Source organism: Streptomyces griseiscabiei, from assembly GCF_020010925.1.
GTDB lineage: Bacteria > Actinomycetota > Actinomycetes > Streptomycetales > Streptomycetaceae > Streptomyces > Streptomyces griseiscabiei.
In genome coordinates this window covers 1,885,589-1,899,698 of the sequence record NZ_JAGJBZ010000001.1, presented here as the reverse complement: position 1 = coordinate 1,899,698, position 14,110 = coordinate 1,885,589, and the positions used below count along the sequence as shown (strand labels likewise).

12 protein-coding genes are annotated in these 14,110 nt (G+C 71.1%); 7 read left to right on the top strand and 5 right to left on the bottom strand.

All coding sequences use genetic code 11. The features are described from left to right. The first annotated feature begins 195 nt into the window (after positions 1-195). Positions 196-1,803: an MFS transporter gene (locus J8M51_RS08335; RefSeq protein ID WP_086757595.1), complete on the top strand. Its 1,608-nt coding sequence runs from the start codon at positions 196-198 to the stop codon at positions 1,801-1,803. A gap of 27 nt (positions 1,804-1,830) precedes the next feature. Here the strand turns inward: J8M51_RS08335 and J8M51_RS08330 are convergent, their stop codons facing one another. The 4 genes from J8M51_RS08330 to J8M51_RS08315 are packed head-to-tail and all read right to left on the bottom strand — an operon-like array spanning position 1,831 to position 6,054. Continuing rightward, entirely contained in the window at positions 1,831-2,862 is a 1,032-nt protein-coding gene (locus tag J8M51_RS08330) for a LacI family DNA-binding transcriptional regulator (RefSeq protein ID WP_086757600.1), read from the bottom strand. Next, entirely contained in the window at positions 2,859-3,764 is a 906-nt protein-coding gene (locus J8M51_RS08325; protein ID WP_086757602.1) for a carbohydrate ABC transporter permease, read from the bottom strand. The genes J8M51_RS08330 and J8M51_RS08325 overlap by 4 nt, the downstream gene beginning before the upstream one ends. Beyond that, positions 3,761-4,735: a carbohydrate ABC transporter permease gene (locus tag J8M51_RS08320; RefSeq protein WP_086757604.1), complete on the bottom strand. Its 975-nt coding sequence runs from the start codon at positions 4,733-4,735 to the stop codon at positions 3,761-3,763. Before J8M51_RS08320 ends, J8M51_RS08325 begins: the two co-directional genes overlap by 4 nt. Further along, entirely contained in the window at positions 4,732-6,054 is a 1,323-nt protein-coding gene (locus tag J8M51_RS08315) for an extracellular solute-binding protein (RefSeq protein WP_086757606.1), read from the bottom strand. Before J8M51_RS08315 ends, J8M51_RS08320 begins: the two co-directional genes overlap by 4 nt. Positions 6,055-6,239: 185 nt before the next feature. On the opposite strand from J8M51_RS08315, the gene J8M51_RS08310 reads away from it, so the two are divergent. Beyond that, the gene (locus J8M51_RS08310) at positions 6,240-8,261 is read left to right on the top strand and encodes a beta-galactosidase (protein ID WP_086757608.1); all 2,022 of its coding nucleotides are present in this window, start codon (positions 6,240-6,242) and stop codon (positions 8,259-8,261) included. Positions 8,262-8,532: 271 nt separating this feature from the next. Then, a complete protein-coding gene (locus J8M51_RS08305; protein ID WP_086757610.1) occupies positions 8,533-10,101 on the top strand; it encodes a glycoside hydrolase family 53 protein in 1,569 nt (522 codons plus the stop codon). A gap of 52 nt (positions 10,102-10,153) precedes the next feature. Here the strand turns inward: J8M51_RS08305 and J8M51_RS08300 are convergent, their stop codons facing one another. Then, positions 10,154-10,978 carry an ATP-grasp domain-containing protein gene (locus J8M51_RS08300; RefSeq protein ID WP_086757611.1) on the bottom strand — a complete coding sequence of 275 codons (825 nt, stop codon included), beginning with the start codon at positions 10,976-10,978 and terminating at the stop codon, positions 10,154-10,156. Positions 10,979-11,089: 111 nt separating this feature from the next. Between J8M51_RS08300 and J8M51_RS08295 the strand changes: the two genes are divergently transcribed. The 4 genes from J8M51_RS08295 (at position 11,090) to J8M51_RS08280 (ending at position 14,106) form a co-directional block, all read left to right on the top strand. Next, entirely contained in the window at positions 11,090-12,070 is a 981-nt protein-coding gene (locus J8M51_RS08295) for an SMP-30/gluconolactonase/LRE family protein (RefSeq protein WP_267299069.1), read from the top strand. A 203-nt stretch (positions 12,071-12,273) separates the two neighbouring features. After that, positions 12,274-12,822, top strand: a complete 549-nt coding sequence (gene crcB / locus J8M51_RS08290) for a fluoride efflux transporter CrcB (RefSeq protein WP_267299068.1) — start codon at positions 12,274-12,276, stop codon at positions 12,820-12,822. Then, positions 12,819-13,193, top strand: a complete 375-nt coding sequence (gene crcB, locus J8M51_RS08285) for a fluoride efflux transporter CrcB (protein WP_086761611.1) — start codon at positions 12,819-12,821, stop codon at positions 13,191-13,193. Before crcB (J8M51_RS08290) ends, crcB (J8M51_RS08285) begins: the two co-directional genes overlap by 4 nt. Before the next feature lie 79 nt (positions 13,194-13,272). Next, complete coding sequence (locus J8M51_RS08280; protein WP_086761614.1) at positions 13,273-14,106, top strand: undecaprenyl-diphosphate phosphatase; 834 nt, start codon at positions 13,273-13,275, stop codon at positions 14,104-14,106. Positions 14,107-14,110: the final 4 nt, after the last annotated feature.

Genomic DNA, 14,110 nt, shown 5'->3' with positions numbered 1-14,110 from the left:
ACACCCCGGCCGCACTCCAGTGTCCAACCGGATCCGGGGCCGGTGCCCGTCGAGTACCCCGTGTCGGGCCTCCGACCCCGGTGGCGGCGCGATCTTCGGACGACCGTTCGGGTGATGACCCGGAGTCTCGGGCCCTTACCGTCCGCCGTCGACGAGCGCGTGCGCGCGGCAGCAGATCAAGGGAAAATTCCACCCATGGCCGATACAACGGAACATTCCGGGCCCGGACCGGCCGCAGCCGCCGCGCCCCATCAGACCCTGGCTCTCGCGGCGATGATGTTCGCCGTGTCGATGACCTTCATCGACCAGACGATCGTCGCCATCGCCGCCCCCAGCATCGTCGACGAACTCGACCTCTCCTCCTCGGGGATCCAGTGGGTGGTCAACGCCTATCTCCTCGCGCTGGCCGCGTTCTTCGCGCTCGGCGGGCGGCTCGCCGACATCCTCGGGCACCGCCGGATGATGGTGATCGGCACCCTGACCTTCGTCATCTCCTCCGTGCTCTGCGGCTGTGTCCCCGACAACGGCTTCGCCCAGACCTGGCTGATCATCTTCCGCGCCACCCAGGGCCTGGGCGCCGCGCTGATGTTCCCCGCCGCGCTCGCCGTCGTCGTCGCCGTCTTCCCCGTCGACAAGCGCGGCCGGGCCCTCGCCCTGTTCTTCGGGCTGACCGGCGCCCTCACCGCGCTCGGCCCGCTGCTCGGTGGCTGGCTCACCAGCTGGACCTGGCGGGCGATCTTCTGGGTCAACGTGCCCGTCGCGATCATCGCGCTCGTCCTGACCGCCCTCGCCCACATCCCGCACCAGGCCCGCCGTGAACGCCTCGACCTGCCCGGCGCCGCACTCGTCGCCCTCGGCATGGGCCTGAGCGTGCTCGGCCTTCAGCAGGCCTCCGCCTGGGGCTGGAGCAGCGTCGCCACCTGGGCCTGCATCGTCGGCGGGCTCGCGGTCCTCGTGCTGTTCTGCGCCTACGAACTCCGCGTCGACGAACCGCTGATCAAGCTCCATGTCTTCCGCGACAAGGCGTTCAGCGTCGACGCGGCCGTCCTGTTCTTCGCGATGCTCGCGTTCGTCCCCCTGTTCTTCTTCGCCTCGGTCTACGCGCAGGTCTCGCTCAGCGCCTCGCCCAACCAGGCCGCGCTGTTCCTGCTGTACTTCTTCATCGGCTTCGCCATCGCCTCCCAGTGGGGCGGCAGGATCCTCGACAAACGCGGCGCCCGGCCCGCGCTGAAACTGGGCACGGCCCTCGGCGCGGTCGGCTTCGCCCTGTGGGCGAACAAGCTCACGGACCTCTCGATGCACGACCAGTGGCCCTACGTCGCCCTCGCCGGCGCCGGTATCGGCTTCCTGCTCGCGCCCGCCTCGACCGACGCGGTGAACCGCGCCCTCAACGCCTCCTACGGCGAGGTCACCGGCATCACCCAGACCGTGCGCAACTTCGCGGCGGCCGTGGGGCTCGCGGTGTACGGCACGATCCTGACGCATGTCACCACCGACAAGGTCGTCGAGACCCTGACCTCCAAGGGAGTCCCGGACACCGCGGCGCAGGACGCGGCCCGCGACATCGCCGAGTCGGTCACCGGCAACCCGGACAGCCAGGCGCCGAGCGGGGACGGCCCGGTCGGTTCGGTGGTACAGGACTCGATGGACGCGATCCGGATGGACTTCGCCGAGGCCAACCAGTGGGTGTTCTACGGGATGGCCATCGCGCTCGCCATCGGGTTCCTGTGCGCGCTGCGCCACCCGGGCACCCGTGTCACCGAGGAGACACGGACACCCGACCGGGAGCCGGCGCACCACTGACGTCCACCGGCTCCCGTAGGCGGCGGCTCAGGTCGACTCCCGCCGTACCAGTTCCGTCGGCAGGATCACCGCCGCCGGGTCCTCGCCGCCGATCTGGGCCAGCAGGACACGCACCATCTCGTTGCTGATGCGGTCGTAGGGCTGGCGGATGGTGGTGAGCGCGGGGACGGCCTCCGTGGCCGCGGCGGAGTCGTCGAAGCCGCCCACGGACACGTCCTCGGGGACCCGGCGGCCCGCCCGGCGCAGCGCCGTGAGCGCGCCCTGCGCCATCAGGTCGGACGCCACGAACACGGCGTCCAGGTCGGGGGCCTGCGCCAGCAGCACCTCGGTGCCCGCCTCACCGCTGGCCCGGCTGTAGTCACCGGAGACGATGAGCCGCTCGTCGATCTCCACGCCGGCCTCGGTGAGGACCTCCTTGTACCCGGCGAGCCGGTCGACACCGCCGGGGGTGTCCAGCGGGCCGGTCACCACGCCGATGCAGCGGCGGCCCAGCGACAGCAGATGGCGGACCATGTCCCGGGCGCCGTCCCGGTCGTCGGCGGCCACGTAACTGACCTTGGAGCCGGGCGCCATGGGCTTGCCGCACTGCACGAGCGGGATGCCCGCCTCGCGGAGTTCCTGGGCGACCGGGTTCCCGGAGTGGCTGGACACCAGCAGCACCCCGTCGACATGGCCGGCCGTGATGTAGCGCGTGATCCGGCGCCGCTCGTCCTCCGTGCCCGCCACCATCAGCAGCAGCGGGATGTCGTGCGCGGCCAGCGCCTGGGTGCAACCCCGCAGCAGGACATTGAAGTTGGGGTCCTCGAACAGCTTCTCCTGCGGTTCCGTCAGCAGGAAGCCGATCGAGTCCGAGCGGCCCGTGATCAGTGAGCGGGCGTGCCGGTTGACGACGTAACCCGTCCTGCGGATCGCGGCGTTGACCGCCTCGGCGGCCGTCGGGCTGACGTAGTGGCCGCCGTTGAGCACGCGCGAGACCGTCCCCCGGGAGACTCCCGCCTCGCGCGCCACGTCGTGAATGGTCGGCGGCTTGCGCCTGCCCCCCGTGCTGCTCATGGTCATGACTTTACGGCTCCGGAGAGCAGATCGAGGCTCCAGAACCGCTGGATGACCAGGAAGAGCGCGATCAGCGGGATCACCGCGAGGAGTGCGCCGGTGATCACCAGGGTGTAGAGCGCCGGAGTGTTGGAGCCCTGTTCGAGAAGCGTGAACAGACCGAGCGTGATCGGGAACTTCTCGTCGTCGCTGAGCATGATGTACGGCAGCAGGAAGTTGTTCCAGACGGCCACGAACTGGAACAGGAACACCGTCACCAGCCCCGGCACCATCATCGGCAGCGCGATCCGGGTGAAGATCCGCCACTCGCCCGCCCCGTCCATCCGGCCCGCCTCGACCACGTCGGAGGGGACGGCCGCGGCGGCGTAGATCCGGGACAGATAGACGCCGTACGGGGAGAGGACCAGCGGCAGCAGCACCGACCAGTAGCTGTCGGCCAGATCCGCCTTCGCCATCAGCAGGTACTGCGGGATCGCCAGGATCACCGGCGGCATCAGCACGCCCGCCATGAGGACGTTGAAGACGGCCTCGCGGCCCTTGAAGCGGTAGATCGCCAGCGCGTAGCCGCTGATCGCCGAGACGACGGTGGACAGCAGGGCGCCGAGACCGGCGTAGAGGGCGGAGTTGCCCATCCACTGCCAGTAGACGCCGTCCCGGTAGGCGTTGAGGTCGGACAGGTTGTCCGCGAAGCCGGTGCCGGGCAGGAAGGTGAAGGTGGAGAACAGTTCGCTGCCCGACTTGGTGGCCGCGATCAGCACCCAGGCCACGGGCAGCAGACAGTAGAGCGCGCCCAGCAGCAGGGTGAGCGTCGGGACGAGCGCGATCCGGCGGCGCAGCGGCGGACCCTCGGCGGTGCCGGGGGTCGTGCCGGCCGCCGGGGCGGCCTTGCGGACGGCAAGAGAACTCACTGTGCTGCCTCCTGCTTGCTACGGGCGTTCGCGGCCCTCAGGAACCCGAAGGAGAGGACCAGGGTGGCCACGGCGATGATCACGGCGCCGGCCGCCGCCGAGTGGATGTCGCCCTCGCCGAACGCGTCCCGGTGCACCTTCATCAGCGGACTCCACGTCGTGGACACGGAGTTGGTGAGCGGCTTGAGGGTGGTGGGCTCGCTGAACACCTGGAGCGTGGCGATGATCGAGAAGAAGAAGGTCAGCACCAGGGAGGGCGCCACCATCGGGATCTTGATCCGCAGGGCGATCTGCAGCGGGGTCGCGCCGTCCAGCTTGGCCGCCTCGTACACCTCGACCGGGATCGCCTGGAGCGAGGTGTAGATGACGATCATGTTGAAGCCGGTGCCGCCCCAGATCGCGATGTTCGACAGCGCCGCGTACAGCCCGCCGCCGTCCAGCAGGTCCGGCTGGGGGAGTCCCAGCCTCTCCAGCACGAAGTAGAACGGGCTGACGTCGGGGAGGTAGAGGAAGCCCCAGAGCAGGGCCGCCACGACGCCCGGGACCGCGTACGGCAGGAAGATCGCCAGCCGGGTGAAGGGGGCCAGGCGTACCTTGTCGCTGTCCAGCATCAGGGCGAGGACCAGCGCCAGACCGAGCATGACCGGGACCACGATCGCGCCGTAGCCGAGGACGCGCAGCGCGCCGTCCAGCAGTTCGGAGTCGGTCAGCGCGTCGGTGTAGTTCTCGATGCCCGCCCACACCTCGCTGCGCGCGCCCGAGCCGAGGCCGAGCCCCTTGACCTGCACCTTGTGCAGGCTGAGCCAGACCGCGTAGCCGATGGGGAGCGCGAAGAACAGGGCGAACAGGATCGTGGCGGGGAGAAGGAAAAGATAGGGGGCGCTTCGCGCTCGTGTGAGGGTGGTGGTGGGAGACGGGTGGGCGTACGGGGCCCCCTTGACCCCGTACGACCTCCGGTGTGCCGTCGTCACTGAGCGACCTCGAAGCCCTGCTTCTTCATGTCGGCGACCGTGTCGTCCTGCATCGTCGTCAGGGCGGCGCCGAAGTCCGACTTGTTCTTCGCGGCGGCGCCGAACGCGTCCTTGAAGGTCGTGTAGGCGACGTTCACGTTCGGGCCCCAGGCGGAGGGCGCGGTCGTCTTCGCGACCTCGGAGGCGACGGTGTAGAAGTCGGCCTGGTTGGAGAAGAAGGCCGGCGGCTCGGCGAACGCGTCACTGGTCTGCGCGGTGGTGGCGGCCGGGTAGATACCGCCCTCCTTGGCCAGCGCGGTCAGCGCCTCGGGGTCCGTGTTCAGCCAGGTGGCGAACTTCGCGGCGGCACCCTTGTGCTCGGAGTCCGTGGTGACGGCGGTCGAGGAGCCGCCCCAGCTGCCGGTGGTGTTCTCGGAGGCCGACCACTGCGGCAGCGGCGCCACCTTCCACTTGCCCTCGGTGTCGGGCGCGGCCGTGGTCAGTGTGCCCGGCGCCCACACGGCGCTGACCCAGGCGATCTGCTTCCCGGTGTTGAGCGCCTTGTTCCAGGCCGGGGTGTACATCGGCTGGTTGTCGACGGCGCCCTCCTTGACGAGGCCGCCCCAGAAGTCCGCGACCCGCTTCGTCGCCGTGTCGTCGATGCCGACCTTCCACTTCTGGCCCTCGGTGGTCCACCACTGCGCGCCCGCCTGCTGGGCGAGACCGGCGAAGAGACCGGAGTCGTTCGCGGAGAAGGTGGTGAGGTCGACGTCCGGGTCCGCCTTCTTCAGCTTCCGCGCGGTCTCGGCGAACTCGTCCCAGGTCTTGGGGACTTCGAGGCCGTACTTCTTGAACAGGTCCTCGCGGTAGTAGAACATCATCGGCCCGATGTCCTGCGGGATCGCGTATACGGCGTCCGAGCCCAGCGTGGTCTGCTGCCAGACGCCGTCCGCGAACTTGCCCTTCGCGTCGCCGGACTCCCCGGCTATGTCGGCGACCGCGTCATTGCTGACCAGCGTCGGCAGCGCCTGGTACTCGGCCTGCACCAGGTCCGGGCCCTTGCCCGCCTTGTGCGCGGTGAGGATCTTGGTGACCAGGGTGTCGCCGGAGGCCTGCTTCTTCACCGTGACGGTGATCTGCTGCTCCTTGCCGGGACCCTTGTTCCACAGGTCCACGACCTTGTCCATGCCCGGCGTCCAGGTCCAGTACGTCAGCTTCGCCGGCCCCGACCGGTCCCCGCCCTCGTCCTCGGACCCGCCACAGGCGGCCAGTGTGGTGGCGCCGAGCGTGACGGCGACGGCAGTGGCCACAAAGCGCCGGTGCTTGGTGATGTCGGACATGGATCTTTCTCCCCTGACCTGGGCCCTCGTCTGCTGCGAAGACCGTGCCATGCTTCTGTGAGCGTTCACAGTAGAGAAACATCCCGGACACTTGTCAATGGTTGTTGCTGTGCGGTTATGTTGGGCCCGCACCGCCGCCGCTGTGTGTGCACGTTCCCAAATGATCGACTCAACGGGAGAGATCCATGCCGGAGACCACCCCCACGGGCCTCACCAGGCTCGCCTTCGGTGGCGACTACAACCCCGAGCAGTGGCCGGAAACCGTCTGGCACGAGGACGTCCGGCTGATGCGCGAGGCCGGCGTCACGATGGTGAGCGTCGGCATCTTCTCCTGGGCCCTGCTGGAGACCTCGCGGGGCACGTACGACTTCGGCTGGCTCGACCGGCTGCTCGACCTGCTGCACGAGAACGGCATCCGCGTCGACCTCGGCACCCCCACCGTCGTCCCGCCCGTCTGGTTCTACCGCGAGCACCCGGAGGCGCTGCCCGTGGCCGCCGACGGCACCCGCTACGAGTTCGGCTCACGCGGCGCCATCTGCCACAGCAACACCGACTACCGGGCCGCCGCCGCGAACATCACCACCCGGCTCGCCGAGCGCTACGCCGACCACCCGGCCCTCGCCCTCTGGCACGTCCACAACGAGTACGGCGTCCCCGTCTCCGCCTGCTACTGCGACTCCTGCGCCGCGCACTTCCGCCGCTGGCTGGAGCGGACGTACGGCGACGTCGCCGCGGTCAACGAGGCCTGGGGCACCGCCTTCTGGGGCCAGCACTACACCGACTTCGCGCAGATCAACCCGCCGCGCACGACCCCCACGGTCGGCAACCCGGGCCAGGCCCTCGACTACAAGCGGTTCGCCGACGAGACCGTCCGGGAGAACTTCGTCGCCGAGCGGGACATCCTCCACCGCCTCGCCCCCGGCATCCCGGTCACCACCAACTTCATGACCGCGCTCAGCCAGTGCGACTCCCTCGACTACTGGGCCTGGGGCCGCGAGGTCGACCTGGTCACCAACGACCACTACCTGATCACCGACGGCCGCCGCACCCACGTCAACCTCGCCATGGCCGCCGACCTCACCCGCTCCGTCGGCGGCGGCGCCCCCTGGCTGCTCCTGGAACACTCCACCTCCGGCGTCAACTGGCAGGCCCGCAACCCCGCCAAGGCCCCCGGCCAGATGGCCCGCAACTCCCTCGCCCATGTGGCGCGCGGTTCCGACGGCGCCATGTTCTTCCAGTGGCGGCAGTCCCGGCGCGGTGCCGAGAAGTTCCACTCGGCGATGCTCCCGCAGGCCGGCACCGAGTCACGTGTGTGGCGCGAGGTCGTCGAACTGGGTGCGTCCCTCGACTCGCTCAGCCGGATCCGCGGCACCCGGACCGTCGCCGACGTCGCCGTCCTGTGGGACTGGCACTCCTGGTGGGCGCAGAACCTCGCCTGGCGTCCCACCGAGGACCACGAGGCCCGCGAACGCGCCGACGCCTTCTACGAGGCCCTCTACGACCGCCACCTCACCGTCGACTTCGCCCACCCGGAAGCCGACCTGTCGGCCTACCCCCTCGTCGTCGTCCCCGCGCTGTACCTGATGACCGGAGCCGCGGCGGACAACCTCAGGGCGTACGTCGACCAGGGCGGCACCCTCGTCGTCTCCTACTTCTCCGGGATCGTCGACGAGCACGACGCCGTCCACGAGGGCCCCTACCCCGGCGCCCTGCGGGACGTGCTCGGCCTGACCGTCGAGGAGTTCTCCCCGCTGCTCGGCGGCGAGAGCGTCCGGATCACCGGCCCCGACGGCTCCGAACTCACCGGCGACGTCTGGACCGAGTTCGTGGTGCCGCACGGCGCCGAACCCGTGTGGACGTACGCCGACGGGCTCACCGCCGACCGGCCCGCCGTCACCCGGCACCGGCTCGGCGAGGGCTCCGCCTGGTACGTCTCCACCCGCCTCGACGCCCACGGACTGGACGCGCTCCTCGGCTGGGCCGCCGACGACGCCGGCATCGCGCCCCGCGCCGACCTGCCCCGCGACGTCGAAGTGGTGCGCCGCGCGGGGGAGTCGGGCGACTTCCTCTTCGTCGTCAACCACACCGCGCTCGACGCGAAGGTGCCGCTGGACACGGCCGGCACGGAACTGCTGACCGGCGAACGAGCGGCGGGCCGGCTCGCCGTACCCGCGGGCGGCGTCCGGGTCGTACGACTCGACGCCTGATCGTCTTCTCTCCCCCCCCCCGAACACCGGCCGGATCTCTGGGGACATCCGGCCGGTACCGGCGGGGGGGGGGGGGGGGGGGGGGGGGGGGGGGGGGGGCGCGCCGCGGCCCCGGGGGGCGGGGGCCCGCCCCACGCGGCGAGCCGCGCCCCCCCCCGCGGCCCCCCCCCCCCCCCCCCCCCCCCGCGCGCCCCCCCCCCCCCCCCCGCCCGCGCCCCCCCCCGCCACAGCACCGCTCAACCGGTTCCCCACCTTCGTCGAAGGGACGACGATGTTCCACGCGAGACGCGCCCTCAGGGCCCTGCTCATACCGCTGTTCGCGGGGCTGGCGCTCACCACCCTGCCCGCCGGCTCCGCCTCCGCCGCCTCCACGCTCGGCAACGGCGGCTTCGAGTCCGACGGCACCGGGACCGCGACGCCGGCCGGCTGGTCGACGTACTCGGCGGCCGGGCAGAACGCCGCCTCCTTCACCGAGTCCGGTGGCCACGGCGGCAGTTACCGCCTCACCCACTGGTCGGCCTCGGCCTACAAGGTGGAGACGTACCAGTACCTCTCCGGCCTCACCAACGGGAACTACAAGCTCACCGCGTGGGTGCGCTCCGGCGGCGGCCAGAACTCGGCCTACCTCGCGCTGAAGAACTGCGGCAGCGCCGAGCAGCGCACCGACCTCCCGGTCTCCTCCAGCGGCTGGATCCGGATCGTCACCTCCATCGCGGTGACCAACAACCAGTGCACCATCAGCGTCAACTCCGACGCGAACGCGGGCAACTGGATCAACGTCGACGACCTGACCTTCGCGTCCGGGACGACGGGCGTGCCCATCAAGGGCTCCGACGTGTCGTCGCTCATCAAGAGCGAGGCCAAGGGCGGCGTCTACAAGAACAGCTCCGGCACCACCGGAGACGCGCTCGCCATCCTCAAGGGCGCCGGCCAGAACTACGCCCGCCTCAAGGTCTGGGTGAACCCCGCCGACGGCTACAACAACAAGGCGCGGGTGCTCGCCGCCGCCAAGCGCGTCAAGGCGCAGGGCATGAAGCTGCTGGTCGACTTCCACTACTCGGACACCTGGGCGGACCCGGGCGCGCAGACCGTGCCGTCCGCGTGGACCGGCCACAGCTACAGCCAGCTGCGCACGGATGTCTACAACCACACCTACGACGTCCTCAACGCCCTGAAGTCCCAGGGCACCACCGCCGACATGGTCCAGGTCGGCAACGAGATCAACGGCGGCATGCTCTGGTCGGCGGGCTCCACCTCCAACTGGTCGCAGCTCGCCGGACTGCTCAACTCCGGCTACGACGCGGTCAAGGCGGTCAACTCCTCCACCCAGGTCGCCCTGCACCTCGCCAAGGGCGGCGATCTGTCCGGCACCCGCTGGTGGTTCGACAGCGCGGTCTCCAACGGGGTGAAGTTCGACGTCATCGGCCTGTCGTACTACGGCTACTGGCACGGCACCCTCGCCGACTTCCAGACGACCCTGGACGACGCGGCCTCCCGCTACGCCAAGCCGGTGTTCGTCGCCGAGACGGCGTACCCGTTCCGGCTGGACAGCGAGGACGCGCACGAGAACATCATCGACCTGTCGAGCGAGCTGGTGTCCGGCTACCCGGCCACCACCGCCGGTCAGACCCGGTGGATGAAGGACATCGCGAGCATCGTCGAGGCCGTCCCGAACGGCCGCGGCCTCGGGATCTTCTACTGGGAGTCGACGTGGACCGCGGTCTCGGGCAACGGCTGGGACCCGACGGACGCGGCGTCCGGCAACGGCTGGGAGAACCAGGCGCTGTTCGGCTACGACGACAGACTGCTCCCGGCGGCGGCGTGGTTCAGCCACCGGTAGCGAGGTGAGACGGGCGGGGCCGTACGTCTCGACGTGCGGCCCCGCCCGCTGTTCAGCGGCCGAGGAACGTGTGCAGTGAGGCGGCCATGGCCGTGACGAAGGTGTCCCGTACCTGTTCCGGGACGCGGTCCAGGGACAGGTACGGGTTGAGGTCCTCCAGCTCGACCAGGAGGAGGTCGCCCTCCCGTGTGCGGCAGGCGTCCACCCGCTGGATGCCGTGGTCGAGGGTGTTCCAGTCGATGAAACGGCGGGCGAAGGCGAGGTCGGAGTCGGTGGCCTCGTAGGGCTCCAGGACCCAGCGGCGGTCGGGGTCGGGCGCGTACAGGGCGTACTGGAAGGTGTCGTCGACGTAGTAGAAGGACACCTCGTGGCGGAAGTCGACGCGTGGCTGGACGAGGACCCCGTCCCAGCTCAGGTCCGTCAGCTCGGGACCGGTCAGGAAGCGCAGCCCGACCGAGTCCGCGCCGGCCTTCGGCTTCACCGCGTACGAGGCGGAGGCGGGCAGTCGCTCCAGGTCCTCGGGCCGGTCGACGGTGGGGATGACCGGGTACCCGGCGCCCGTGAGGTCGAGCAGATACTGCTTGCCTGTCATGTCGGCCCGGCCGGTCAACGGGTTGTAGACCCGCGTGCCCCGCGCCGCCGCCCGCGCGCGGAACGCGTCGTACGCCTCCTGGTAGTGCAGGACGGGTCCGCTGTTGCGCACCACGACCGCGTCGAAGCCGTCCATCAGGGCCGCCGCGTCCAGCGGATGGCACAGGGCGAGGTCGAACTCCGCGCGCAGCCGGGAGGTGAGGAAGACGTCCTCGTCGCCGTAGCGACGCCCCCGGGCCGGGTAGGCGAGGTCGGTGACGTACAGCAGGCGGGGGCGGGCGGGCACGGCTTCTCCTTCGTCAGCGACGGCCAACTTAACCCGAGGCCGTGTGGGGCGGCCCGGCCCCTGCCAGGATGGTCCGGCGCGGGGCATCGGGCGGACCACCGGGAGGCGGACATGGCGGGCGGGGCGGTTTCACGGGGCGCGGGACTCCTGCCGGAGGCGTTCGTCGGGATCGGTGGGCGCGGCCCCGAGGACGTGGTCGCCGACGGACGCGGACGGGTACTGACCGGCGTCGAGGACGGCCGGGTGCTGCGGGTGGACGGACTCGCGGAGCCGGGCCGGGCCCGGGTCGAGACGCTCGCCGACACCGGAGGCAGGCCACTCGGCCTTCAACTCCTCCCCGACGGAGACCTGTTGGTGTGCGACGCCGAACGGGGGCTGCTGCGGGTCACGACCGCCGACGGCACCGTGCGGGTGCTGGCCGACGAGGCGGCCGGTGAGCGGCTGCGGTTCTGCAGCAATGTCGTGGCGCTCTCCGACGGCACGGTGTACTTCACCGTCTCCAGCAGCCGCTACCCCCTCCACCAGTGGATCGGCGACATCGTCGAACACACCGGCACCGGACGGCTGTTGCGGCTCGCCCCGGGGGAGGAGGAGCCCGAAGTCGTCCTGGAGGGGCTCCAGTTCGCCAACGGCCTCGCGGCGTGCGCCGACGAGTCGTTCCTCGTGGTCGCGGAGACCGGCCCGCGCCGGCTGACCCGCGTCCACCTCACGGGGGCGAGGGCCGGCACGGGCGAGCCCTTCGTCGAGGATCTGCCGGGCACCCCCGACAACATGTGGCGCGACCCCGACAGCGGTCTGATGTGGGTGGCGCTGGCGGGCCCGCGCATCGGCGCCCTCGACCGGCTGCACCGCGCGAGCCCGGCGGTGCGGAGCGCCGCGGGACGGGTGGCGGTGCGGGCCCCGTTCCGGCCCCTCGGCTTCGCGGGGGTCGTCGCGGTCGACGACGAGGGCCAGGTCGTCCACACCCTCGTCGACCGCCACTCCCGGTTCCGCATGGTCACCAGCGCCTGTGTGGCCGAGGGCCGGCTGATCCTGGGCAGCATCTGGGAGCGCGGGGTCGCGGTGTGCGCGCTGCCGGGCAAGGCGGGCTGACGCCGCCCCGGACCGGGTACGGGGCGCGCGGTGCCGTCGGGGCCCGGGTTACGCTGTGGACCGGCTGCGGTACCCCTCGTCCCGCGGCGCGGCGGTGGGGCCCGCCGTACCCGAACCGCGGCAGCGCTGCCGACAACGGTCCCTGCTTGCGACGGAGCGTGCCCGGCGGACACCGGGCCCCGGCGAGTAGGAGACGTACGACCGTGCCAGCCCCACGACCCGACGGGCCCGACGCCCCCGTCCCCGATCCACCCCGCCCCGCCCCCTGGCACGGTCAGGCACCGGTCGTCGCGGTCGTCGCCCTCGGCGGCGCGATCGGGGCGGTGGCCCGGTACGCGGCCTCCCTCCTCTGGCCCACGGGCACCACCGGCTTCCCCTGGACCACCTTCTGGGTGAACGTCACCGGCTGCTTCGTGATCGGCTTCTTCATGGTCGCGATCACGGAGGTGTGGACGGTCCACCGCCTCGTCCGCCCCTTCTTCGGCACCGGCGTCCTCGGCGGCTTCACCACCTTCTCGACCTACGCCGTCGACATCCAGCGCCTGATCGAGGAGGGCCGCCCCGCCACCGCGCTCGCCTACCTCGCCGCGACCCTCCTCGCCGCCCTCACGGCGGTCGGGCTCGCGGCGGCCACGGCCGGGCGCGTGCTCCCCACCGGAGCCACCGGAGCCACCGGACCCGCCCGGCCCACCGGACCCGTTGACCCCGCCGGCCCCGCCCCGAGGCGTGAGAAAGGTAAGAGGTCGTCGTGAACTGGGTCCTCGTCGTCCTCGGCGGAATGGTCGGCGCACCCCTGCGCTATCTCACCGACCGCGCGGTGCAGTCGCGCCACGGCACGGCCTTCCCCTGGGGCACCTTCGCCGTCAATGTCTCCGGCTCCTTCGTCCTCGGCCTCCTCACCGGCGCCGTGACCGCCGGCGCCGCCTCCTCCCACCTGCAGCTTCTCCTCGGCACCGGTCTGTGCGGGGCGCTCACCACGTACTCGACGTTCTCCTACGAGACCCTGCGGCTGGCCCAGGGCGGCGCCCGCTTCCACGCCGCCGCCAATGTCGTCGCGAGTGTGACGGCGGGGCTGGGCGCGGTCTATGTGGGGCTGGCGGTGGCACGGGCCCTCTGGTCCTGAGAGCGGCCCTTACCCGGCTGTAGTACCACTGCCTCCACCGCCCTCGCAGAGCAGCCCTCGCAGAGCAGAACTGGACCCCATGAGCACCATCAGCGTCGGTCAGGCAGTCGTCCTCGGAGCGGTGGAAGGGGTGACCGAGTTCCTGCCGGTGTCCTCCACCGGGCACTTGAAGATCACCGAGGGTCTCATGGGGATCCAGGTCGAGGACAAGGCCGTCGTCGGGTTCTCGGCGGTGATCCAGGTGGGTGCCATCGCCGCGGTGCTCGTGTACTTCCGCGGTGACATCGCGCGGATCGGATCCGCCTGGTTCCGGGGGCTGTTCCACGCGGAGCGGCGGCAGGAGCGCGACTACCGGTTCGCCTGGTGGGTGATCGCCGCGACGGTCCCGATCGTGGTCGTGGGACTGGCCGCCCGCTCGCTGATCGAGGGGCCGCTCGCGTCCCTGTGGGTGGTGGCGGGTTCGCTGATCGTCGGCAGCGGTGTGATGTGGGTCGCGGAGCAGATGGGCCGGCGCCGGCGCGCGGAGGAGGACACCGGGTTCCGGGACGCGATGCTGGTCGGCGGCTCGCAGATCCTCGCTCTGCTGTTCCCCGGCTTCTCCCGCTCCGGCGCCACCATGTCCACCGCGCTGCTGCTCGACCTCGACCGGGTCGCCGCCACCCGGCTCTCCTTCTTCCTCGGCATCCCGGCCCTGACCGGCGCCGGGCTCTACGAACTCAAGGACGCCCTCGGCGCGGGGGTGGGCGCGGCCCCGCTGATCGCGGGCACCACCGTCTCGTTCGTGGTCGCGTACGCCTCCGTCGCCTGGCTGCTCAAGTTCGTGACCAGGCACTCCTTCCATGTCTTCATCTCCTACCGGATCGTCGTCGGGGTGCTGCTGTTCGGACTGCTCGGCGCGGGCGGCCTCAGCTGACCGG